Origin of the sequence: Gordonia paraffinivorans NBRC 108238 (assembly GCF_000344155.1) — a bacterium.
Classification (GTDB): Bacteria; Actinomycetota; Actinomycetes; order Mycobacteriales; family Mycobacteriaceae; genus Gordonia; species Gordonia paraffinivorans.
Window position 1 is genome coordinate 135,056 of sequence record NZ_BAOQ01000008.1, and the last position, 21,714, is coordinate 156,769.

General features: G+C 69.1%; 25 protein-coding genes. 19 read left to right on the forward strand and 6 right to left on the reverse strand.

The annotated features are described in order from the left end of the window. Positions 1–174: 174 nt before the first annotated feature. The 7 genes from mftE to GP2_RS04850 all read left to right on the forward strand — a co-directional run bounded on the left by mftE (position 175) and on the right by GP2_RS04850 (position 6,512). Entirely contained in the window at positions 175–885 is a 711-nt protein-coding gene (mftE, locus tag GP2_RS04820; protein WP_006899352.1) for a mycofactocin biosynthesis peptidyl-dipeptidase MftE, read from the forward strand. After that, positions 882–2,456: a mycofactocin biosynthesis glycosyltransferase MftF gene (gene mftF, locus GP2_RS04825; RefSeq protein ID WP_006899353.1), complete on the forward strand. Its 1,575-nt coding sequence runs from the start codon at positions 882–884 to the stop codon at positions 2,454–2,456. The genes mftE and mftF overlap by 4 nt, the downstream gene beginning before the upstream one ends. After that, positions 2,453–3,784, forward strand: coding sequence for a mycofactocin system GMC family oxidoreductase MftG (gene mftG / locus GP2_RS04830; RefSeq protein WP_006899354.1), 1,332 nt, complete (start codon positions 2,453–2,455; stop codon positions 3,782–3,784). The genes mftF and mftG overlap by 4 nt, the downstream gene beginning before the upstream one ends. 8 nt (positions 3,785–3,792) lie before the next feature. Continuing rightward, positions 3,793–4,449: an IMPACT family protein gene (locus GP2_RS04835; RefSeq protein ID WP_157211646.1), complete on the forward strand. Its 657-nt coding sequence runs from the start codon at positions 3,793–3,795 to the stop codon at positions 4,447–4,449. A gap of 28 nt (positions 4,450–4,477) precedes the next feature. Continuing rightward, positions 4,478–4,909 (forward strand): PPOX class F420-dependent oxidoreductase, encoded by a 432-nt coding sequence (locus GP2_RS04840; RefSeq protein ID WP_040526410.1) that lies wholly within the window; start codon positions 4,478–4,480, stop codon positions 4,907–4,909. A 185-nt stretch (positions 4,910–5,094) separates the two neighbouring features. Further along, positions 5,095–5,682 (forward strand): SMP-30/gluconolactonase/LRE family protein, encoded by a 588-nt coding sequence (locus GP2_RS20905; protein ID WP_157211647.1) that lies wholly within the window; start codon positions 5,095–5,097, stop codon positions 5,680–5,682. After that, positions 5,649–6,512, forward strand: a complete 864-nt coding sequence (locus GP2_RS04850; protein WP_006899358.1) for an LLM class flavin-dependent oxidoreductase — start codon at positions 5,649–5,651, stop codon at positions 6,510–6,512. The genes GP2_RS20905 and GP2_RS04850 overlap by 34 nt, the downstream gene beginning before the upstream one ends. A gap of 58 nt (positions 6,513–6,570) precedes the next feature. Here GP2_RS04850 and GP2_RS04855 read toward each other — a convergent pair whose 3' ends face one another. The 5 genes from GP2_RS04855 to GP2_RS04875 all read right to left on the reverse strand — a co-directional run bounded on the left by GP2_RS04855 (position 6,571) and on the right by GP2_RS04875 (position 13,544). Further along, positions 6,571–7,296, reverse strand: coding sequence for an aspartate/glutamate racemase family protein (locus GP2_RS04855; RefSeq protein ID WP_006899359.1), 726 nt, complete (start codon positions 7,294–7,296; stop codon positions 6,571–6,573). Continuing rightward, on the reverse strand, positions 7,296–8,924 hold the full coding sequence (locus GP2_RS04860) for an NCS1 family nucleobase:cation symporter-1 (RefSeq protein WP_006899360.1): 1,629 nt from the start codon (positions 8,922–8,924) through the stop codon (positions 7,296–7,298). The genes GP2_RS04855 and GP2_RS04860 overlap by 1 nt, the downstream gene beginning before the upstream one ends. Positions 8,925–9,058: 134 nt before the next feature. Then, positions 9,059–9,751 carry a GntR family transcriptional regulator gene (locus GP2_RS04865; RefSeq protein WP_040526411.1) on the reverse strand — a complete coding sequence of 231 codons (693 nt, stop codon included), beginning with the start codon at positions 9,749–9,751 and terminating at the stop codon, positions 9,059–9,061. Positions 9,752–9,759: 8 nt separating this feature from the next. Beyond that, positions 9,760–11,673, reverse strand: a complete 1,914-nt coding sequence (locus GP2_RS04870; RefSeq protein ID WP_040526429.1) for an alpha/beta hydrolase family protein — start codon at positions 11,671–11,673, stop codon at positions 9,760–9,762. Positions 11,674–11,744: 71 nt separating this feature from the next. Next, entirely contained in the window at positions 11,745–13,544 is a 1,800-nt protein-coding gene (locus GP2_RS04875) for an N-acetylglutaminylglutamine amidotransferase (protein ID WP_006899363.1), read from the reverse strand. Between the two features lie 265 nt (positions 13,545–13,809). Between GP2_RS04875 and GP2_RS04880 the strand changes: the two genes are divergently transcribed. Continuing rightward, a complete protein-coding gene (locus tag GP2_RS04880) occupies positions 13,810–15,072 on the forward strand; it encodes a hypothetical protein (protein ID WP_006899364.1) in 1,263 nt (420 codons plus the stop codon). A 104-nt stretch (positions 15,073–15,176) separates the two neighbouring features. Here GP2_RS04880 and GP2_RS04885 read toward each other — a convergent pair whose 3' ends face one another. Then, positions 15,177–15,653, reverse strand: coding sequence for a hotdog fold domain-containing protein (locus tag GP2_RS04885; protein WP_006899365.1), 477 nt, complete (start codon positions 15,651–15,653; stop codon positions 15,177–15,179). A gap of 499 nt (positions 15,654–16,152) precedes the next feature. Here GP2_RS04885 and rpsJ point away from each other — a divergent pair, with 499 nt between their 5' ends. Genes rpsJ through rpsQ form a run of 11 tightly spaced genes read left to right on the forward strand, consistent with a single transcriptional unit; the run spans position 16,153 to position 21,466 of the window. Further along, on the forward strand, positions 16,153–16,458 hold the full coding sequence (gene rpsJ, locus GP2_RS04890) for a 30S ribosomal protein S10 (protein ID WP_003938093.1): 306 nt from the start codon (positions 16,153–16,155) through the stop codon (positions 16,456–16,458). A 19-nt stretch (positions 16,459–16,477) separates the two neighbouring features. Next, positions 16,478–17,137, forward strand: coding sequence for a 50S ribosomal protein L3 (gene rplC, locus GP2_RS04895; protein ID WP_006899366.1), 660 nt, complete (start codon positions 16,478–16,480; stop codon positions 17,135–17,137). A gap of 8 nt (positions 17,138–17,145) precedes the next feature. Continuing rightward, a complete protein-coding gene (gene rplD, locus GP2_RS04900) occupies positions 17,146–17,835 on the forward strand; it encodes a 50S ribosomal protein L4 (RefSeq protein WP_040526433.1) in 690 nt (229 codons plus the stop codon). A gap of 1 nt (position 17,836) precedes the next feature. Further along, entirely contained in the window at positions 17,837–18,142 is a 306-nt protein-coding gene (rplW, locus tag GP2_RS04905; protein WP_006899368.1) for a 50S ribosomal protein L23, read from the forward strand. 28 nt (positions 18,143–18,170) lie between these two features. After that, entirely contained in the window at positions 18,171–19,007 is an 837-nt protein-coding gene (gene rplB / locus GP2_RS04910; protein WP_006899369.1) for a 50S ribosomal protein L2, read from the forward strand. 18 nt (positions 19,008–19,025) lie between these two features. Beyond that, a complete protein-coding gene (rpsS, locus tag GP2_RS04915; protein ID WP_006899370.1) occupies positions 19,026–19,307 on the forward strand; it encodes a 30S ribosomal protein S19 in 282 nt (93 codons plus the stop codon). Next, positions 19,307–19,717, forward strand: a complete 411-nt coding sequence (rplV, locus tag GP2_RS04920) for a 50S ribosomal protein L22 (RefSeq protein ID WP_006899371.1) — start codon at positions 19,307–19,309, stop codon at positions 19,715–19,717. The genes rpsS and rplV overlap by 1 nt, the downstream gene beginning before the upstream one ends. A 2-nt stretch (positions 19,718–19,719) precedes the next feature. Further along, positions 19,720–20,526, forward strand: coding sequence for a 30S ribosomal protein S3 (gene rpsC / locus GP2_RS04925; RefSeq protein ID WP_006899372.1), 807 nt, complete (start codon positions 19,720–19,722; stop codon positions 20,524–20,526). A gap of 3 nt (positions 20,527–20,529) precedes the next feature. Next, entirely contained in the window at positions 20,530–20,946 is a 417-nt protein-coding gene (gene rplP / locus GP2_RS04930) for a 50S ribosomal protein L16 (RefSeq protein WP_004020548.1), read from the forward strand. Next, the gene (rpmC, locus tag GP2_RS04935) at positions 20,946–21,179 is read left to right on the forward strand and encodes a 50S ribosomal protein L29 (protein WP_006899373.1); all 234 of its coding nucleotides are present in this window, start codon (positions 20,946–20,948) and stop codon (positions 21,177–21,179) included. Before rplP ends, rpmC begins: the two co-directional genes overlap by 1 nt. Beyond that, positions 21,176–21,466, forward strand: a complete 291-nt coding sequence (gene rpsQ, locus GP2_RS04940; RefSeq protein WP_006899374.1) for a 30S ribosomal protein S17 — start codon at positions 21,176–21,178, stop codon at positions 21,464–21,466. The genes rpmC and rpsQ overlap by 4 nt, the downstream gene beginning before the upstream one ends. The last annotated feature ends 248 nt before the right edge of the window (positions 21,467–21,714 follow it).

Consider the following 21,714-nt stretch of genomic DNA (forward strand, 5'->3'; position numbering starts at 1 on the left):
GTCGTCCTCCGGTCGTTGTACTGCCCCTGTGTCAGGCGTCACGCGTACGCAAAAGCATCGCATACCCGATCGAACGTTCGTCAGAGTGGTCTGAGCCACGTCATCCGCCGATTGCGGCCCGGTTTTTCGGCTGAGGGGCAGAAGTGGGGCAGCGGGATCGCTAGCATTGGTCAAATGACAGGACCGTCGACGCTCGGGCAGCGCAGCTGGCCAGATCTCGATGGCAAGACGATCACCCTCGTCGTCCCGCTCGGTTCGGTCGAACAGCACGGTCCGCACCTGCCGCTCGACGCCGACACCCGGATCGCCGCCGCCGTCGCCGACGGCGTCTGTGACGGAACGTCCGGCGAGGACGTCCTGCGCGCGCCCGACCTCAACTACGGCGCCTCGGGTGAACACGAGGGCTTCCCCGGCACCATCTCGATCGGCCACGACGCGCTGAAGGCGATGCTCGTCGAGTACGGCCGCAGCGCGTGTCGCTGGGCCCGCCGCATCCTCTTCGTCAACGGGCACGGGGGCAACACCCGCACCCTGATCGAAGCGGTGTCTCTGCTCCGTTATGAGGGACGGGACGCCGCGTGGTTCCCGTGCGCGTTCCCGGATGCCGACGCCCACGCGGGGTTCACCGAAACCTCTGTGTTGCTGCATGTCTCGCCCGAGTCGGTGGCGCTGGAGCGTGCAGTCGCGGGCAACCGCGAACCGGTGGGCGCGCTCCTGGGGGCGATGCGGGAGTCGGGCGTGGCGGCCGTGAGTCCCAACGGCGTGCTCGGTGACCCCGCCGGCGCGACCGCCGACGAGGGCCGGCGACTCCTCGACGATGTCACCGGGCAGTTGCGCTCCGCGCTGTCGTCCTGGGAGGTCGACGGACGGGGGCGGCTGACATGACCGCACTGGGCGACAAGGGCCCCCGCCGGGCGGGCGTCATCGGGGGCGACACCCCGTCGGGGGAGTGCGCCGACGCCGACGGCTCGCTCGACGACACCGTTGCGGCGCAACAGGGTCCGGACACCGAGGCGGAGAATCCGACGCCGGACGGCGCCGTCGACCGGACTCCACCGGCCTCCCGGGATCTCCCGGACGGGTTCCAGGTGCAGATCGACCTGCGGGCGGCCCGCGGCGGCGACCTGCGCCACCTCGTCGGCGGATCGCCCACCAGGCTGATGCGGATGTCCGACACCGCACTCGGCATGACCTCGGACGACGGGCGGATCGAGGTGTGCGACACCGTGACCCGCCGCCTCGCGCGCGCACTCCTCGACGCCGGGGTGGCCAACCCGCGCCCGATGTTCGGGCCCCGTGCCGACGACGTCACCGTGGTCATCCCGGTCAAGGACAACCAGGCGGGCGTCGATCGGCTCGTCGATGCACTCGACGGACTGAAGGTGATCGTCGTCGACGACGGGTCCGACGTCCCGATCACCGGCCGGCGTCCGGACGTCACGGTGATCCGATTCGATTCCAATCGCGGCCCCTCGGCAGCGCGCAACGCCGGAGTGGAGGCTGCGGCAACGGATTTCGTCGCCTTCCTGGATTCGGACGTCGTGCCCGAGCCGGACTGGCTGACGGTGCTGCTCACGCACTTCTCCGACCCCTCGGTCGGTGCCGTCGCGCCACGCATCGTCGGACTCCGGGCGGCCGGCGGGTCGGCATCCGTCGCGGAACGGTACGAGAACGGCTGGTCGTCGCTGGACATGGGGCCGGAGGAGTCCGCGGTCCTACCGTCCACCCGCGTCCCGTACGTGCCGAGTGCGGCGATGGTCGTGCGTCGTTCGGCGTTCTGCGGGTTCGACGAGTCGCTGCGGGTCGCCGAGGACGTGGACCTGTGCTGGCGGATGCATGCCGCAGGCTGGCGCATCCGCTACGACCCGGTCGCCCGGGTGGCGCACGATCACCGCACGAACCTGCGCGAGGTCCTGTCCCGACGATGCTTCTACGGGACCGGCGCGGCGCACCTCGCGTCCCGGCACGGCGATCGCGCCGCCCCGCTGGTGATGTCTCTCCCGATGGCGGCCGCCGTCGTCGCACTGCTGACCCGGACACGACTCGGCGCGGCCATCGCGATGCTCATCTTCACCCAGATGGCCGTCCGGCTGCGGCGTCGCCTGGGCGACCTGCCGTCGGCCCCGCTCGTGTCGGCGCAGCTGACATCGCGGGCCGCCGGGTATGGGTTGCTGCAGGCGGCCGACGCGATCTGCCGGCACTACTGGCCGGTGGCGTTGCTGCTGGCGCTGATCTCCCGGAGGTTCCGGAGGCTGGCCGTCCAGGTGGCGATCGTCGAGGGGGTGGTGTCCTGGGTCCGGGACCTGATCGCGGACCCGACGACCCCGCCCGCTCTCGGACCGGTCCGCTACCTGCTGATGCACCGCCTCGACGACCTCGCCTACGGCGCCGGCCTGTGGCAGGGTGTCATCGCCGCGAAGGACCCGGAGGCGCTGCGCCCCGTCATATCCCGATGACGGGACAGGACACCGGGGACCTCGTCGCCGACGTCGTCATCGTGGGCGCGGGCAGCGCGGGATGCGTGCTGGCCGAACGACTCTCTCGCGACCCCGGACGTGAGGTCGTCCTCCTCGAACGCGGTCCGGACCGATGGCCCGGACCCGAGGAGCTCGACCTCGGGCGACTGCCGATCGGCGACGACTCCCGGCATGCGGTCCGGCACGACACCGATCTCCCCGGACTCGCCGCGGCGCGCGGTTCGGCGATCGGGGGCTCGTCCGCCGTCAACGGCGCCTACTTCCTGCGGTGGCACCGCGACGACTTCGCCTCCTGGCCGCGTGGATGGGATCTCGACCGGATCGAATCCGCCTACGACGAACTCGACGGGCCCGGCGGGACCATGGGGGTCTCGCCGGTGGCCGACGACGAACTCGGCGACGCGGGCGAGTCCTTCGAGCGGTACTGGGCGGCGCGCGCCGATGCGCGGCCGCCCGAGGAGCGATGGCCGGTGACCGGCGTCAACCGGGTACACAGCAATCGCGCTGGATCGCTGCGCCGCACCGCGGCGGAGGCGTATCTCTCGCGGGCGCTCGACAGGCCGAATCTGCGGGTCGTCGCCGGGTGTGAGGTCCTCGGCCTCGACACCGCCGGAAACGCCGTGACCGGGGTGCGGGCCGCCCGCCTGTCGGTGTCGGCGGGGGAGGTGATCCTCTGCGCCGGAACGCTGGGAACCGCGCATCTGCTCCTCGGTTCCGGACTCGACGTGACCGGCGGCCACGACCATCTGGGGGCGTTCGAACACCGCGGGCTCGCGGTCTTCTACCGCCGGCGTCGGCCCGCCGCGTCGGACATGGTGTTGCCGACCGTCCTGCACACCGCCGATGCCTTCGAGATCCGTTGCTACCGAGATGATCTCGCTGCCTACATCGCCGGGTTGCCCGCGGTCGGGGCAATGGTCGAGGTGACCTCGATGCGGCCGTCGCCGGTGCGTCTCGTCGACGCGGATGCCCGGGTCCGGCTCGAGTTCGGCGAGATGGGTCCGGAGGTCGCCGAGTCGATGCGCGCCCACGCCGGCGCGGCGGCGGACATGCTGAACTCACCCGACTTCGCCGACATCGTCGTGCCGGGCAGCGTGTCGGTCGCCGATGTGCCGGGCTTCTCGCAGCACTGCTGGGGCACCATGCCGATGGGGGAGCGCACCGACCGACTCGGCGGCGTCCTCGGGGTGCGGGGGTTGCGCATCGTCGACGGGTCGATCCTGCCGAGCGGCGGATGCAGCGGGCCGCACGCGACGATCATGATGACGGCGGTCGCGATCGGCGACGAACTGGCGGGCCTGCGGTGAGTTCGCACATGCGCGATCAGGACGGATCGACGACGGAATCGGCCGTGTCCGTGCTCGCCGCCGTCGGCACGACGTACGTGGAGTCGTTGACCGTCAAGAGATCTCGCTTCGTCGCCACCGTGACGTCGATCGGTTCCGAGTCCGACTTCCGCGGCTTTCTCGATGCGGTCCGCGGCGAGCATCACGGTGTGCACCACGCGTGCTGGGCGTTCTCCCTGGGCGCCGGGGCCCGGCAGGTCACGCGGTCCTCCGACGACGGCGAGCCCACCGGGACCGCCGGACCGCCGATCCTCGCGGCCCTGCAGGCCAGGCACGTCACGAACGCGGCGATCGTGGTGGTCCGCTATTACGGCGGGATCCAGCTCGGGACCGGGGGACTGGTCCGGGCCTACGGCTCGGTCGCCCGTGCCGCTCTCGACGGGGCACCGTTACGCGCGGCGAAATCGACCAGCCGCGTGCGGTTCTCGGTGCCGATCGCCGACGCCGGCCGAATCGAGCAGGTCGTCCACGCGATGGGTTCCGTGCGCGCATCCGACTACCGGGCGTACGCGGTCTCGTTCCTGGTGGAGGTCGACGCCTCGGACGAGGAGACACTGTGTGACCGCGTCATGTCCCTCACGTCGGGTGCGGCATCGATCGTCGATGTCGACCGGGTCGTCGCGTGAGGGTGGGGCAGCGACCTAGGCTGGGTGCATGACAGGCATATCGTCGGCTGATCCCGCGGTGCGCGAGTTCCTCGCCGCCGGGACGAGGACCGGTCACCTGGGATACCTCGCATCGGACGGACGGCCCCTCGTGGCACCGGTCTGGTTCGTCGTCGACGGGGACCGGCTCGCCTTCAACACCGGCGCAACCACCGCCAAGGGGCGTGCCCTGCTGCGTGATCCGCGGGTCGTGCTGTCCGTGGACCTGCCGGAACCGCCCTACGCGTTCGTGCAGGTGCAGGGCCGCGCGGTGGTGACCGACGAACTCACCGAGGTGCGTCGCATCGCCACGCTGTGCGGCGCGCGGTACATGGGCGCCGACCGCGCAGAGGAGTTCGGCTCCCGCAACGGCGTGCCCGGGGAGCTCGCGGTGTGGATCGAACCGACGAAGGTGATCGCCGAGCTCGACGTGACGCAATGAGGGCCGGCCCCGGATAGCCGCGGCCCCGCCTGCGCGACGACGGTTCGGGCAACCCCGGCGACCGCCGGAACCTTCATCGGAGCACTGTGCGTCCTCCTCGCCTCCGCGATAGTGTTGCCCACACCCGCGGCGACGCGGATGGCCGCTCGGAACCGCCCGTGCCGGAGCGGCCGGAGGGGAGCCCGGTGAGCGCAACGATTCGAGCACGTCTGGCCGCTGCCGCGGTGGCCGCCGCGGCAGCCGTGTCGGTCCTCGGCACCGGCCACGCCGCCGCGCTGCCGCGCACACCCGACGACACCCCGATGTGCGCGGGTGCCGGCAAGCCGCGCACCGTCCTCGCCGAGCCGGCGGCGTTCGAGGCGGTCGCCTTCGACACGTCCGGCCGCATGCTGGTCAGCGACGTCCTCGGCAACCGGCTGGTCGCGGTCGACCGTCCGGGCGCCGCGCCGCGCAAGGTCGCGACGGTCCGGGCGCCCGGAGGTATCGCACCGCTGCCCGACGGCCGGGTGCTGGTCGGGTCGGGAAGCGGCCCGACCGCGCTCCTCGCCCCGGACGCCGCATCACTGGCGACCGTCGACCCGCGGACCGGAGCGAGCAGGGGGTACGCGCACGGCTTGTCGATGGCCAACGGCGTGGTCCGCTCGTCCGACGGCACGGTCTACGCCTCGAGCGCGGTCGCGCCCGCGATCGACCGCGTCGGGCCGTCTCACCGAGTTCCCGGCGCAGTAGAGTTCGGGGCGTGCGCCACGGCATCTGCATCCTGCCCGACCTGACCTGGTCCGAGTCGCGACCCCGCTGGGTGCTCGCCGAGGAGATGGGCTTCGACCACGCCTGGACCTATGACCACCTGGTGTGGGGCCGGATGCCGGACTCCCGGTGGTCGGCGTGCGTGCCACTGCTGACCGCCGCGGCGGTGGTGACCGACCGCATCGGGCTCGGCGCCTTCGTGGTCTCCCCGAACTTCCGTCACCCGGTGGCCTTCTCGCGAGAGGTCGAGACCCTTGTCGACATCTCCGACGGCCGGTTCCTGCTGGGACTCGGCGCGGGCGGGACCCCGGACGACCTCGTGCTGGGGCAGGACCCGCTCACCCCGGGGCAGAAGGTCGACCGGTTCCGGGAGTTCGTCGGACTCCTCGACCGGACGCTGGAGTCCGACCACGTCGACGCCGACGGCGAGTACTACCGGGCACGGGACATGCGCCTCGGGCGGGGTTCGGTACGGCAGCGGGTCCCGTTCATCCTCGCGGGCAACGGTCCGCGCTCGATCCGCTTCGCCGCGCGCACCGGCGAGGCATGGGCGACCACCGGCTCGCCCGCGAAGACCATCGACGAGTGGTTCACCACGATCGGGCGTTGCGTCGAGATCCTCGACGAGGAACTCGCGCGGCACCCGGGGCGGCGGATCGACCGCTACCTGCATCTCGACGCCGCGCCGCGCAACTCGCTGGAGAGCGTGGATCTGTTCGACGAGATGGTGGGGCGGGCAGCCGAACTCGGGTTCACCGATGTGATCGCGTGCTGGCCCCGCGACGACGAGCCGTACCGGGCCTCGACGGACGTCCTCGAGGCGATCGCCGAGCGGGGGCTGTCATCGGGGGCCTGAGGTCCCGAACCGCCGGCCGGGTGCGCCGGTGCGGCCGTGCGTCGGACCCGGTGCCGCGTCAGGTGCCGAATCCTCGTAGGAGCCCGATGTAGGGCTTCGGTCGCGGCGCGGCGAACTCGCCCGACGCGGTGGAGGTCCGGGCGCCCATCGCGGCCAGCGCCGACAACATGCCGACCCCGGCGGCGACACCGTCGATCACCGGAGCGCCTATCCGATCGCCGATGGTGCGGGCGAGGTCGGCCATCCCCGCACAGCCGAGCACGATGACGTCCGATCCGTCGGCGAGCAGCGCCTCGCGGCAGGCCTTGGTGAGGATCTCTGCGGTGTGCGGGTTGGACTCGAGCTCCAGGACCGGGATCTCGCACGCGTGTATGCCCAGGCACTGGCGGGTGAAACCGTAGTGGCGCACCAGATCCTCGGCACGGCCGACGGTGCGTCCGAGGGTCGTGACGATGGAGAAGCCTCGGCCCAGCGGAGCGGCTAGATGGAAGGCGGCCTCCGCGATGCCGAGGACCGGGGCGCCGGCCACCTCGCGCGCCGCGTCGAGACCCGGGTCGCCGAAACAGGCCAGGAGATACCCGTGCGCGCCGGGGTCGTCCGAGATGGCCTGGAGCACACCGGGTACCGCGAGGGCCTCGTCGTAATGACTCTCGATGGAGGCGGGTCCGGTGGGCGAGGTGACCGCGGTGATCTCGGTGTCGGGCCGCGCGACGGATCGCGCGGCCCGGGAGATCACCGCGGTCATCTCCCCCGAGGTGTTGGGGTTGATGACGCAGAGTCGCATCAGCTGCTCGCCGTCTCCTCGCCGGTGGAGGTGACGGCGGGCTCGGCATCCGGCACGTCGACGACGATCTCGCCGGCGGCGTCGACCTCGATGTCGGTGGTGATCCGCGCCTCGACGGAGGCGTCGTGGATCAGTTGCGTCGGAACGACTTTCATCCCGATCCAGTACACCGCCGCGCCGAGTGCCGCGCCGATGAACCAGGTGAAGCTGGCCTGATAGGCGGTGCCGAAGATGACCACGCAGATCGGCGCGATGGAGGCGACGACGGTGGCGCCCACGGCGACCGGGTTCCAGCCGTTGCGGTACCAGTAGGCGCCCTCGGGCCTCATGGTGAACAGATCGTCGACGACGATCTTCTGCTTCTTGACGAGGTAGAAATCGGCGATGAGGATGCCGAACAGCGGGCCGATGACCGCGCCGAGGGTGTCCATCGTGTAGTGGATGGCCGTCGGGTTGTTGAAGAGGTTCCACGGCGTGATCAGCACCGAGCCGACCGCCGCGATCATCCCGCCGGTGCGCCAGCTGATCTTGGTGGGCGCGACATTCGAGAAGTCGAAGGCGGGCGAGACGAAGTTGGCGACGATGTTGATGCCGATGGTCGCGATGGCGAAGGTCAGCACGCCGAGGACCGCGGCGGTGGTGTTGTCGATCTTGTCGACGATGTGCACCGGGTCGGTGATGATGTTGCCGTCGTCGTCGGTGCCGATCACGGTGACGGCCGCCGACACCGTGCACACGACGAGCAGCGAGAAGAACAGGAAGTTGACCGGCAGGCCCCAGAAGTTGCCCTTCTTCACCTCCCCGAAGGTCTTGCCGTAGCGGGAGAAGTCGCCGAAGTTGAGCATCGGGCCGGAGAAGTACGAGACCACCAGGGCGAAGGCGCTGATCATCATGGTGATCGACGACCAGCCCGACAGCCCCTCTCCCACGGAGAGGTCGAGGCTGACGTTGCCCCACCCGGCCTTGGCGACCAGGTACGCCGCGAGCGCGAGCATCACGACGTAGACGGCGGGGCCGCAGAAGTCGATGAACTTGCGGATGGTCTCCATGCCGTTCCAGAAGACGAAGGCCTGCAGGACCCACATCAGGATGAACCCGGCCCAGCCGAGCGCGGACAGCCCGAGGAAGCCGTGCTCCTCGACGTCACCCCACGGTGCGAGACCCGGCCAGAACTTCAGGGCGAGCAGGCCGAAGGCCACCGAGGCGAGGTAGGTCTGGATGCCGTACCAGACCACCGCGATGGAGCCGCGGATGATGGCGGGGATGTTGGCGCCCTTGACGCCGAAGGAGATCCGCGTCGTCACCGGGTAGGGGACGCCGGCGATCTGCGAGGGCTTCGCGACGAGGTTGCACAGGATGTTGACGGCGACGATGCCGACCACGAGGGCGACGAGCACCTGCCAGGCGGCGATGCCCAGCGCGAACAGGCTGCCCGCGAAGACGTAGCCGCCGACGCTGTGCACATCGGACATCCAGAAGGCGAAGATGTTGTACCACGTCCACTTCTGCTCCTTGAGTGGCGCGAGGTCCTGATTGGTGAGCCGCTCGTCGTAGCCGGCCTTGATGACGCTTTCGCCTGCGGCGCCGTGGTGTGACGACACCGTGTCGGGGGTGGGTGAATCGGACATGTGGTCTCCCGGTTTGTCGCACAGCTCGTGGTCTTTCCGCATCCCAGGTGCGGAAACGCTGTTGCGACAAAGCTAGGAACGCTGTGTTACCCCGTGATGACGCCGGAGATATATTCCGCGCGGAACGCCCGCGGTCAGTCGTGGAGCACGTCGAGGCGGGCGGCCGTCTCGACGATGGCGGTCTCCAGGCGCCGATGGTGCCGCCGTGCGACCTCGAGCACGGCGGCGGTGTCGCGCGCGTCGAACGCGTCGAGCAGCGCCTCGTGGTCGGCGTTGAGCGCGGCCTGCGTCCGGCCGTCGACCGACCGCATCGCCTGGAACGGTTCGGTGAGGTTCCAGGTCGCCTCGAACATGTTGAGCAGTCGGGGCATCCCGCAGGGGACGACCAGCGCGCGGTGGAACTCGCGGGAGACGTCGTGGAAGGCCTTGCCGTCGTTGTACTTCACGGCCACGAGGAGCTCCTGGTGGCGTTCGCGGGCCGCACGCAGGGTGACGGCGTCGATCCGCTCGACCGACTGCGCCAACGCGGCCTGCTCGAGGGTTCCGCGGACGAAGTAGATCTCGCGCAGCTCCTCGGTGGACAGCTGGCTGACGCGATACCCCGCATTCCGCCGGTGGACGACGAGTCCCTCGCCGACGAGCGTCTTGAGCGCCTCGCGGACCGGGATCGGGCTGACGCCGAACGCGTCGGCGATCTCCGCCGGCGGGATCTGGGTGCCGGGCGGCGCGCCGCCGGAGAGGATGAGCCGCCGCAGCTCCTCGAGGACGTTGGCGCGTGTGTTCGGGGTGCGGGTCTCGGCCAGTTGTGCGAGCAGACGATTGGCCATGCGTCTGCTCATCGCATCACCGGCCCACGGCTCGGGTGGCGGGCGATCCACTCCGCGACGGCCTCGGTGAGGCGATGCTGGTTGTGGCGCTTGACGATCTCGTGACCCTCGTCGTCGAACATCAGCATCTCGGCGACCGCGCCGCGCGCCTGGAGCTCGGCGACGATCTGCTGCGACTCGCTCACCGGCACGTTCGTGTCATGGGCGCCGTGCACCACCAGCAGCGGCGCCCGGACCTGGTCGATGCGGTGGATGGGGGAGAGGTCGGCGAGCAGTTCGCGATCGGACTCGGGGTGTCCGTACTTGGTGTAGGCGGCGACCGCGATCCACGGCTCGGTGTTGCGGAAGAACGATTCGAGGTCGCTCATGCCGCAGATGGCTATCCCCGCGGCGAACAGGTCGGGATGGAAGGTCAGCGACGCCAGTGTCAGGTAGCCGCCGTAGGAGCGTCCCGACACGTACACGCGGTCCGGGTCGGCAAGTCCCTGACGGCACAGGAAGATCGCGCAGTCGGCGGCGTCGTCGATCCCCGCATAGCGGCCGTAGCGGTCGTCGGCGTGCGAGAACAGCCGCCCGTAGCCCGACGACCCGCGGACGTTGGGGGCGAACACGGTGATCCCGGCGTCGACCAGCGGGCCGAACAGGAACTGGTAGTCGGGACGCGTCTGTCCCTCGGGGCCGCCGTGGAAGTAGAGAAGCGTCGGTCCGGGCTTCGCACCGGAAACCCGTTGTCGCGCGGGGCGATAGAGCCATCCCGACAGCGGCATGCCGTCACGCGCGAAGAACTCGAGTAGTTCCGGGTGGAGCTGGCTCGACGGGCCCTCGCCGGCGACCACGTCGTCGCGGACCGGGATCACCTCGCGACCGGCGACGTCGACCAGATGGACCAGCGGCGAGTGCTGGGGGCTCGACACGGTGACGCTCACGACCGACCCGGCGGCGCTGATGGACAGCTCCGAGGCCACCTCGCCGGGCAGCTCGATCGGCGGGTGGAGGGTCTGGTCGGGCAGGGTGAGGATCTGCAACTCGCTGCGGCCGTTGACGTTCCACAGCAGCGCCACGGTGGACTGGTCGTGGCTGACGGCGAACTCGTCGAGGCCGATGTCGACGCGCTGGGCCAACACGCGGAACCGGATGCCGAACTTGCTGACCTCGACGCCGAGCAGGCGCGGGAACTTCGCGTCGAAGTCGCTGCGTACCAGGGCCTGGACGCTGTCGAGGTCGCGGAGCGCTTCGTTCGGCGCGGGCACGAAGACGAGCGAGGGGTGGTCGAAACCCTGGTCGAGGATGTAGCCCTGGTCGGTGACCGCGCCGGGGTCCTGGGGGAGCAGCGGCGTCATCGTCACGTCGTCGTCGGGGGCGTCGGGCCGGCGCCGGATGAGGATCATGTCGTGGTAGCCGCGCGGGCCGACGCGCAGGAGCGTCGCACCCTTCCAGGAGTCGATCAGCTCGCTGCCCACGCGCACGTCGAGGGTCTGGGTGGTCTGGGTGCCGGGATGGACGCGCAGTGCGTGCGTCGTGCCGTCGTTGTCGATGGCGGTCAGCAGGACCCAGTCGGTGTCCCAGCCGACGAGGCGCACCGTGCCGTACGAGCGTCCGTCGGGGCGGGTCGCGGCGATGCGGTGGGAGGCGTCGTCGTCGGGGTCGGTGGTGACCACCCACACCTGATGGTGCTCGCCGCCGCTGGGAGCGAGCTCCACGGCCAGCCAACGGCTGTCGTTGGAGTGGACGATCTTGCGCACCGGACCGGTGGAGGGCAGCTTCACCCAGCGCAGTTCGCCGACACCGGAGCGCGAGAGGGACCGCTGCGCGGCCCGCGGGTACCCCGTGCCGTCGTCGACGATGTAGGCGAATGCACGTCCGTCCGGCGACAGCGACGCCCCGTAGGTCTTCCAGCCGCGGTCGTCGAAGCGAAGCGGCAACGTGACGCCGCCCGCGCCCCCGGCAGCCGCGCCGGACGGTGTCGGCGTCGTGTCCTCGGTGGTCTCGATGGTCACCGCGTGGTCTTCTCTTCCATCGTCTGCAGCCACATCTCGAGCAGCGCCACCTGCCACAGCTCGTTGCCGTCGAGGCGCGTGCGGATGCCGTTGGGGTCGGCGAACAGCTTCTCGAGCGTCTCGGGCCGGTACAGGCCGCGGTCGATCGCGGCCTGCGACCGCAGGGTGTCGGCGACGAGGTCGAGGACGCCGCCCTCGAGGTGCCGGATGCCGGGCACCGGGAAGTACCCCTTCGTCCGGTCGATCACCGCCGACGGCAGCAACGCGCGGCTGGCCTCCTTGAGCACGCCCTTGCCGCCGTGGGCGAGTTTGAGATCGGCCGGACAGGTCGCGGCGAGTTCGACGAAGTCGTGGTCGAGGAACGGCACGCGCGCCTCGAGTCCCCAGGCCATCGTCATGTTGTCGACGCGTTTGACCGGGTCGTCGACGAGCATGACGGTGGTGTCGAGGCGCAGTGCCGCGTCGACCGAGGTCGCCGCGCCGGGCGCCGACTGGTGGGCCTGCGCGAACGCGAGACTCGGGTCGTAGCCTGCCTCGACGAGGTATTCGTCGGCGAGGATCTCGCGGATCGCGGCGTCGTCGCGGTCGAAGAACACGTCCGCGTAGGCGCGGGTCGTGCGGTCGCGGGGCACGCCCCGCAGCGGGGGATACCAGCTGTAGCCGCCGAGGATCTCGTCGGCGCCCTGCCCGGACTGGACCACCTTGATGGACTTGCTGACCTCCTGCGACAGCAGATAGAAGGCGACGCAATCGTGGCTGACCATGGGTTCGGCCATCGCGGCCACGGTGTCGGGGATGGCGGGCAGCAGGCGGTCGGTGCCGATGTGGATCTTGTGGTGGTCGGTGGCGAAGGTGTCGGCGATCAGATCCGAGTAGGCGTATTCGTCCCCGGACTCGCCGGCCGCCGAATCGAACCCGATGCTGAAGGTGGCCAGGTCTGTCTGTCCCTGTTCGGCGAGGAGCGCCAGGACGAGCGACGAGTCGACGCCGCCGGACAGCAGCACGCCGACCGGGACGTCGGCCACCATGCGCCGCCGCACCGACGTGCGCAGGGAGTCGAGGAGTTCGGCGTGCCACCGCTGCTCGTCCCAGTCGGCGCGGTCGGGGTGCGGGGCGAACGTGGGTTCCCAATACCTGCGCTCGGTGCGCCGGCCGTCGGGGTGGATGGTCATCACCGTCGCCGGCGGGAGCTTGCGGATGCCGTTGTAGATGGTGTGCGGTGCCGGGACCACCGCGTGGAAGCTGAAGTAGTGGTGCAGCGCGACGCGATCGATCGAGGTGTCGATGTCGCCGCCCCGCAGCAGGGCCTGCACCGACGACGCGAAGCGGAGGCGCCCGGGGGTGTCGGCGAGGTACAGCGGCTTCACCCCCAGGCGGTCGCGGCCGAGCGTGACCACGCCGGTGTCGGTGTCGACGATCGCGAAGGCGAACATCCCGATGAAGTGGTCGACGCAGTCCGGTCCCCAGGCGTGGAAGGCCTTGAGGATCACCTCGCTGTCGGCATGGGAGAAGAAGCGGTAACCCTTCCCCTCGAGCTCGGCCCGCAACTCGTGGTGGTTGTAGACGCAGCCGTTGAAGACCAGCGCCAGCCCGAGCTCCGGGTCGATCATCGGCTGGCTGCCCCGATCGGTGAGGTCGATGATCTTCAGCCGACGGTGCCCGAGTGCCACGGCGCCCTTGGCGAACACACCGGAGCCGTCGGGCCCGCGGCGGGTCATCTCACAGGTCATCGCGTCGACCGCGGCGACGTCCGGCACCCCACCGTCGAAGCGGACCTCGCCGCAGATTCCGCACATGATGTCAGTCCTCCCGATCGGTGGCGTCCGGCCGAACGGTTCGGTGGCTTCGACCCGTCCTACATCGATACTGCCGCACTCCAGGGGTGGACCCCGCCGGCTTCGCCTGCCCGGAATCGCTCGCCTCGAGTCGGGGAGTGTCGCCGGCGGATGTCATCACACAGCCTAGGAGGGTTCGGCCTGCTCGGCAGGGCGAGAGACCTCACCCGATCGGCGGGCGGAGACCCGCTCGGATGGCTACGATCTCCGCGTCGGACGGAGAGACATGTTCACACAGCTGAAGAAGATCGTCGGCGCGATCACCGCGGCGGTCACCGGGGTCCTGATCGCCACGTCCGCGGTTCCTGCCGCGGCATCCGCTGCGCCGCAGGGTTATGCGCCCGGTCCCGGTTGCGTATGGCAGCTGATGTCCAACAGCACCGACCTCAACGTCGCCTTCCCCGATGCCGACGCCACCTACTGGGTGCTGCCGTACGCGCTGGGGCCGGGGGACTCGATCCGACTGTCCGGCACCTATCCGTCGGCCCGGTACTTCTCGCTCAACACCTACGGGACGGACTTCGACACCGTCGACACGTTGCGCGACAACCAGATCCGCCCCGACGCCGGGAGCGTCAACCCGTTCGCGGCTCCGGTCGGACAGGTCCCGCCGGCGCAGCGCCGCTGGCACGCGACGGTCGTGCCCGGCGCCGCCGACCACTCGCGCAACGAGATCCGCGGACTCCCCGCAAGCGGACAGAACGCGCCGATCGGCTTCCTCATCATCCGCGTGTACGTGCCCGACGACCCGAACTCGCCGAACGGCGGCGTCCCGCTGCCGTCGGTCACCTTCTCGATCGCGGGTCAGACCATCCCCGCCCAGCCGTGCGCGACGCCGTTCAACCCGGGCGACTACAACGGCCCGATCGCGCAGGCCATGAAAAAGGTCTTCGACGACGCGATCGAGGGCGCCGCGTCGGGTGCCTTCCCGGGCAACTCGCCGGAGGCGACGTTCGTGAACCCGGCCAGCACGTCAGGACTGTTCCCGAACGGCGACAACAAGTACATCGGCTCGCTGCTGCGGTACCAACCGGGCCGCGTCGCGGTGATCCGCGGCAAGGCGCCCACCTACCCGGACACCCGGGCCGGGGTCTCGCCGGCCGCACCCGGCAAGCAGCTGCGGTACTGGTCGATGTGCCAGAACGACAAGGCCACTCCGTACCCGGTCGTGGCCTGCGCCTCCGACGACCAGACGAATGTCGACGCCTCGGGCCATTACACCTATGTGGTCGCCGCGCCATCGGATCTGACCACAGCCCAGGCCGCAGACACCGATCTCACGGTCATCCCGTGGGGTGCGACCGGCGTCGACAAGGTGGTGTTCCTGCGCAACATGCTGCCGTCGTCGGAGTTCTATCCGAATAGTGTCCAGGCGTCGCAGGCGACCGGGGCCGACCCGGTGAAGACGATGGGCGAGTACTACCCGCGCGCGACGTACTGCGCTGTGGAGACGCTCCGGAGCGCGGGCTGGCAGGCCTGCTACTCCTAGGGGCTGCAGTGTCCGGATACCCCTGGCATGGGTCATCGCCTCCGCGGTCGGGACGGTGACCCGGCGCCGGCGGGCGGGCTGCCGAGACGCACTGGCCGGCGCCGCTACCTGCGCGTCACCCACGTGGTGATGTCGCAGTGCACGACCTCGGTTCCCGTGGTGTCGGTGATGCTGACCGACACCACGACGTCGGTGCCCTCGGTGATCGCGTCGAAGTCGACGGACTCGGCGAGACGTGCCTCGGCGGTCAGCCGCGTGGTCGCCTTCGCGAGATAGCGGGTGTCCATCGCCTTCGGGATCCAGCGGTGCGTCGACGGCGTCGTCGCCTCCATCAGCACACCCATCGCCGTCTCGGCGAGGTTGCACGCGGCGATGGCGTGGAAGGTGCCGATGTGGTTGTGGACGCCGATCCACTTGGGTGCGGTCACCTTGGCGTATCCCGGCTCCATCGCGCGGACGAGGGGCAGCACGGTCCCGAAATAGGGGGCCTTGGCGACGAGGCCGAGCGAGAACAGCACGTCCCCGACGAGGTTGGCGGGCAGCTTCTTGCGCAGGGCGTAGGTGGAGCTAGCGGAGGTCATGGACGGATCTTACTCCGCGGTCAGTTCGGGTTGCCGTCGCGCTCATCCGATCCGTACGCGCTCACGCAGACCGGGTGAGCGGGTGCGGAACCGATGAGCGATGATCGGAGGGCTGGTGGACGTGCCCGGCGACTGTGACGAGGTCGGATTTGAGTCTGCGCCGGTCGGTGTTGCATACTTGTCGGGTTGCCTTGACCGGTAGACGCAGGTTGTCGGATGAAGATGACCCCGCGGACGCCGTCAGGTGAATGACTCCCAGGCCCGGTTAACGGGGATGGGCGTGTAACGCGTGCAATCGATGAGGTTCACGGACACGACACGCCCGACCGCGGGTGCCGGAGCAAACCGGTTCGTACCAGCGACGAACCAACGTACAACGACAGATGAACAGCGTCGATTGCCGAATCTCACACGGCGGTCATGTGCTCAGCCGGCGAGAGCCTGCCCCTGATCACGCGGTGTTTGTCTGTCGAGAACAACTGACGGAAGAGGACACAGCGTGGCGGGACAGAAGATCCGCATCAGGCTCAAGGCCTACGACCACGAGGCGATCGACGCTTCGGCGCGCAAGATCGTGGAGACCGTGACCCGTACGGGTGCACGCGTCGTCGGCCCGGTGCCGTTGCCCACCGAGAAGAACGTGTACTGCGTCATCCGTTCGCCGCACAAGTACAAGGACAGCCGCGAACACTTCGAGATGCGTACCCACAAGCGACTCATCGACATCCTCGACCCGACCCCGAAGACGGTCGACGCGCTGATGCGCATCGATCTGCCGGCAAGTGTCGACGTCAACATCCAGTAGGACGGGGGCGAGAATAAACATGAGCAATCAGAGTTCGACCAAGGGCATCCTGGGCACCAAGCTCGGCATGACCCAGGTCTTCGACGAGAACAATCGCGTCGTCCCGGTCACTGTCATCCAGGCCGGCCCGAACGTGATCACCCAGCTCCGTACGCAGGAGAAGGACGGCTACACCGCCGTTCAGATCGCCTACGGCGCCATCGACCCCCGCAAGGTGACCAAGCCGGTCGCCGGCCAGTTCGCGAAGGCCGGGGTCACCCCGCGTCGCCACCTGGCCGAGATCCGCGTCAACGACGTCAGCGAGTTCGAGGTCGGTCAGGAACTGACCGCCGAGATCTTCGCCGACGGTGCGCTGGTCGACGTCACCGGCACCTCCAAGGGCAAGGGCTTCGCCGGTGCCATGAAGCGCCACGGCTTCGCCGGCCTGGGCGCCAGCCACGGCGCCCACCGCGTGCACCGCGCACCGGGCTCGATCGGTGGCTGCGCCACCCCGGGCCGCGTGTTCAAGGGCATGCGCATGGCCGGCCGCATGGGTAACGACAAGGTGACCACGCAGAACCTCACCGTCCACAAGGTGGACGCCGAGGCCGGCCTGCTGCTGATCAAGGGCGCCGTCCCTGGTCGCAAGGGCGGCATCGTCGTGGTTCGCGACGCAGTGAAGGGTGGTGCCCAGAAATGAGCAACGCAGTGAGCACCGAGACCGCAACCAAGCTGACGCTGGACGTCAAGACCCCGGAGGGCAAGACCAACGGCACCGTTGATCTCCCCGCCGAGCTGTTCGACGCTCCGGCCAACATCGCGCTGATGCACCAGGTCGTCGTGGCCCAGCAGGCCGCGGCTCGCCAGGGCACGCACGCGACCAAGACCCGCGGCGACGTCCGCGGTGGTGGCGCCAAGCCGTACCGCCAGAAGGGCACCGGCCGCGCTCGCCAGGGTTCGACCCGTGCGCCGCAGTTCACCGGCGGTGGCACCGTCCACGGCCCGCAGCCGCGTGACTACAGCCAGCGCACCCCCAAGAAGATGAAGGCCGCCGCGCTCCGCGGTGCGCTGAGCGATCGCGCTCGCAACGAGCGCATCCACGTGATCACCGAGCTGGTCCCGGGCCAGGTCCCGTCGACCAAGACCGCTCGCCAGTTCCTGGAGAGCCTCTCGGATCGCCGCAAGTTCCTCGTCGTCCTGTCCCGTGAGGACCTGACCGCGTGGAAGAGCGTCGCGAACCTGCAGAACGTGCTGCCGATCGCTCCCGACCAGCTCAACACCTACGACGTCCTCGACTCGGACGACGTGGTGTTCAGCGTCGAGACGCTCAACGCCTTCATCGCCCAGAACACGGCGGATGCCAAGGCTGCCGTCGAGAAGACTGCAGAGGAGGCCTGACATGACGACTGTTGCCGACCCGCGCGACATCATCCTGGCGCCCGTGATCTCCGAGAAGTCCTACGGACTCATGGAGGACAACGTCTACACCTTCCTGGTGCACCCGGAGTCCAACAAGACCGAGATCAAGATCGCCGTCGAGAAGATCTTCGGTGTGAAGGTTGCCAGCGTCAACACCGCCAACCGTCAGGGCAAGCGCAAGCGCACCCGCACCGGCTACGGCCGTCGCAAGGCCACCAAGCGCGCCATCGTGTCGCTGACCGCCGACAGCAAGCCCATCGAGATCTTCGGAGGCTCGGTCAGCTGACCGGGGCTTCAGAGAAGGACTGAGACTCATGGCTATTCGTAAGTACAAGCCGACGACCCCGGGTCGTCGCGGGGCCAGCGGCTCCGATTTCGCCGAGGTCACCCGTGACCATCCGGAGAAGTCGCTGGTGCGTCCGCTGCACGGGCGCGGTGGCCGTAACGCCCACGGCCGCATCACCACCCGCCACAAGGGTGGCGGCCACAAGCGTGCCTACCGTCTGATCGACTTCCGTCGTCACGACAAGGACGGCATCAACGCCAAGGTCGCTCACATCGAGTACGACCCCAACCGCACCGCGCGTATCGCGCTGCTGCACTACGTCGACGGCGAGAAGCGCTACATCATCGCGCCGAAGGGCCTGAAGCAGGGCGACGTCGTCGAGAGCGGCCCGACCGCCGACATCAAGCCCGGCAACAACCTGCCGCTGCGCAACATCCCGACCGGTACGCAGATCCACGCCGTGGAGCTGCGCCCGGGCGGCGGCGCGAAGATGGCCCGCTCGGCCGGCGCGTCGATCCAGCTGCTCGGCAAGGAGGGCTCCTACGCCACCCTGCGTATGCCGTCCGGTGAGATCCGTCGCGTCGACGTGCGCTGCCGCGCCACCGTCGGCGAGGTCGGCAACGCCGAGCAGAGCAACATCAACTGGGGCAAGGCCGGCCGCATGCGCTGGAAGGGCAAGCGCCCGACCGTCCGCGGTGTCGTGATGAACCCGGTCGACCACCCGCATGGTGGTGGTGAGGGCAAGACCTCCGGTGGTCGCCACCCGGTCTCGCCGTGGGGCAAGCCCGAGGGCCGCACCCGCAAGAACAAGGCCAGCGACAAGCTGATCGTCCGCCGCCGTCGTACCGGCAAGAACAAGCGATAAACAGGAGGAGGTAAAAGAATGCCACGCAGCCTCAAGAAGGGCCCGTTCGTCGACGACCACCTCCTGAAGAAGGTGGACGCGCAGAACGAAAAGGGCACCAAGCAGGTCATCAAGACCTGGTCCCGTCGTTCGACCATCATCCCCGACTTCATCGGTCACACCTTCGCCGTCCACGACGGCCGCAAGCACGTGCCGGTGTTCGTCTCGGAGTCGATGGTCGGGCACAAGCTGGGCGAGTTCGCCCCCACCCGCACCTTCAAGGGTCACATCAAGGATGACCGGAAAGCGAAGCGCCGCTGATGACTACGCAGACCGATAATCCGACCGCCAAGGCCACCGCACGCTTCGTTCGCGTCACGCCGATGAAGGCCCGCCGCGTGCTGGACCTCATCCGCGGCAAGAACGTGGACGAGGCCCTGGACATCCTGCGGTTCGCCCCGCAGTCGGCGTCCGAGCCCGTGTACAAGGTGCTGGCCAGCGCTGTCGCCAACGCCGAGAACAACCAGGACCTGGACCGCCGGACCCTGGTCGTCGCCACCGCGTTCGCCGACGAGGGCCCGACCCTCAAGCGCTTCCAGCCCCGTGCCCAGGGACGCGCTTTCCGTATCCGCAAGCGCACCAGCCACATCACCGTGGTCGTGGAGAGCCGGCCGGAGAAGGCAGGTGCCGGCCGTGGCCGTGCGCGTCAGCCGAAGAAGAAGGGAGCCTGACAGTGGGCCAGAAAATCAACCCGCACGGCTTCCGTCTGGGCATCACCACCGACTGGAAGTCGCGGTGGTACGCCGACAAGCAGTACGCGGAGTACGTCAAGGAAGATGTCGCCATCCGCAAGCTCCTGTCCACCGGACTCGAGCGCGCCGGCATCGCCAAGGTGGAGATCGAGCGCACCCGTGACCGGGTCCGCGTCGACATCCACACCGCACGTCCCGGCATCGTCATCGGTCGCCGTGGCGCCGAGGCCGACCGCATCCGCGGCGACCTGGAGAAGCTGACCGGTAAGCAGGTCCAGCTGAACATCCTCGAGGTCAAGAACGCCGAGTCCGAGGCCCAGCTGGTGGCCCAGGGCGTCGCCGAGCAGCTGAGCAACCGTGTGGCCTTCCGCCGCGCGATGCGCAAGGCGATCCAGTCGGCGATGCGGCAGCCGAACGTGAAGGGCATCCGGGTCCAGTGCTCGGGTCGCCTCGGCGGCGCAGAGATGAGCCGCAGTGAGTTCTACCGCGAGGGACGCGTGCCGCTGCACACGCTGCGCGCCGACATCGACTACGGACTCTACGAAGCCAAGACCACCTTCGGCCGCATCGGTGTGAAGGTGTGGATCTACAAGGGCGACATCGTCGGTGGACGTCGCGAGCTGGCCGCGGCCGCTCCGGCAGCCGAGGATCGCCGTCCGCGCCGGCCCAGCCGGCCCCGGCGTAGCGGTGCCTCGGGCACCACTGCGACGAGCACCGACGCCGCTCGCGCGGCCGAGAGCGCTCCCGCCGAGGCCACCGCTGGTGCGGCTGAGAAGCAGGAGGGCTAGGCCATGTTGATCCCACGTCGGGTCAAGCACCGCAAGCAGCATCACCCCAGCCTCAAGGGGCAGGCCAAGGGCGGCACCAAGGTGACGTTCGGCGATTACGGCATCCAGGCTCTGGAGGGCGCGTACATCACCAACCGTCAGATCGAGTCCGCTCGTATCGCGATCAACCGGCACATCAAGCGTGGCGGCAAGGTCTGGATCAACATCTTCCCGGACCGTCCGCTGACCAAGAAGCCGGCCGAAACCCGCATGGGTTCGGGTAAGGGTTCGCCCGAGTGGTGGGTCGCCCCGGTCAAGCCGGGTCGCGTGCTGTTCGAGATGACCTACCCGAACGAGGAGATTGCTCGCGAGGCCCTGCGCCGCGCACAGCACAAGCTCCCCATCAAGACCAGGATCGTGACCAGAGAGGAGCAGTTCTGATGGCACTCGGAGTTGCTGCGGCCGAGCTCCGCGAGCTCAGTGACGCTGATCTGGTCGACCGCCTGAAAGAGTCGAAGGAAGAACTGTTCAACCTTCGGTTCCAGATGGCCACCGGCCAGCTCGACAACAATCGTCGCCTGCGTACCGTGCGTCGCGAGATCGCGCGTATCTACACCGTGATGCGCGAGCGCGAGCTGGGCCTGGCGTCCGGACCGGATGGTGATGACGCATGAGTGAGGACCAGAAGGTGACCGAAAACCAGACCGCTGAGCGCGGCCGCCGCAAGGAGCGGATCGGCTACGTGGTCAGCGACAAGATGCAGAAGACCATCGTGGTCGAGCTGGAAGATCGCAAGCGCCACGCGCTGTACAACAAGATCATCCGGACCACCAGCAAGGTCAAGGCACACGACGAGAACGGCGATGCCGGCGTCGGTGACCGCGTGCGGATCATGGAGACCCGCCCGCTGTCGGCGACCAAGCACTGGCGCCTCGTCGAGGTGCTGGAGAAGGCCAAGTAGGCCTCGTCTCCACGCGAGGATTCCAAAGGCCCGTTCCCTTTCGAGGGGACGGGCCTTTGCGTGTGCGCTACTTTGAGCGCCCCGCGGCCGACGAGCCCGTACAAAGGTGACGTTCTTGTAGGAAGTTGAGGTTGTTCTTGGTGGAGTCCTCGGAGCTGAGGTTCTGCACGCAAGTAGAATCTGGCTGTTGAACTGGGCACCCGTGTGGGTAGCGAGGTGAGCCTCGGTCGTAAAGCGCCAGAGTCTAA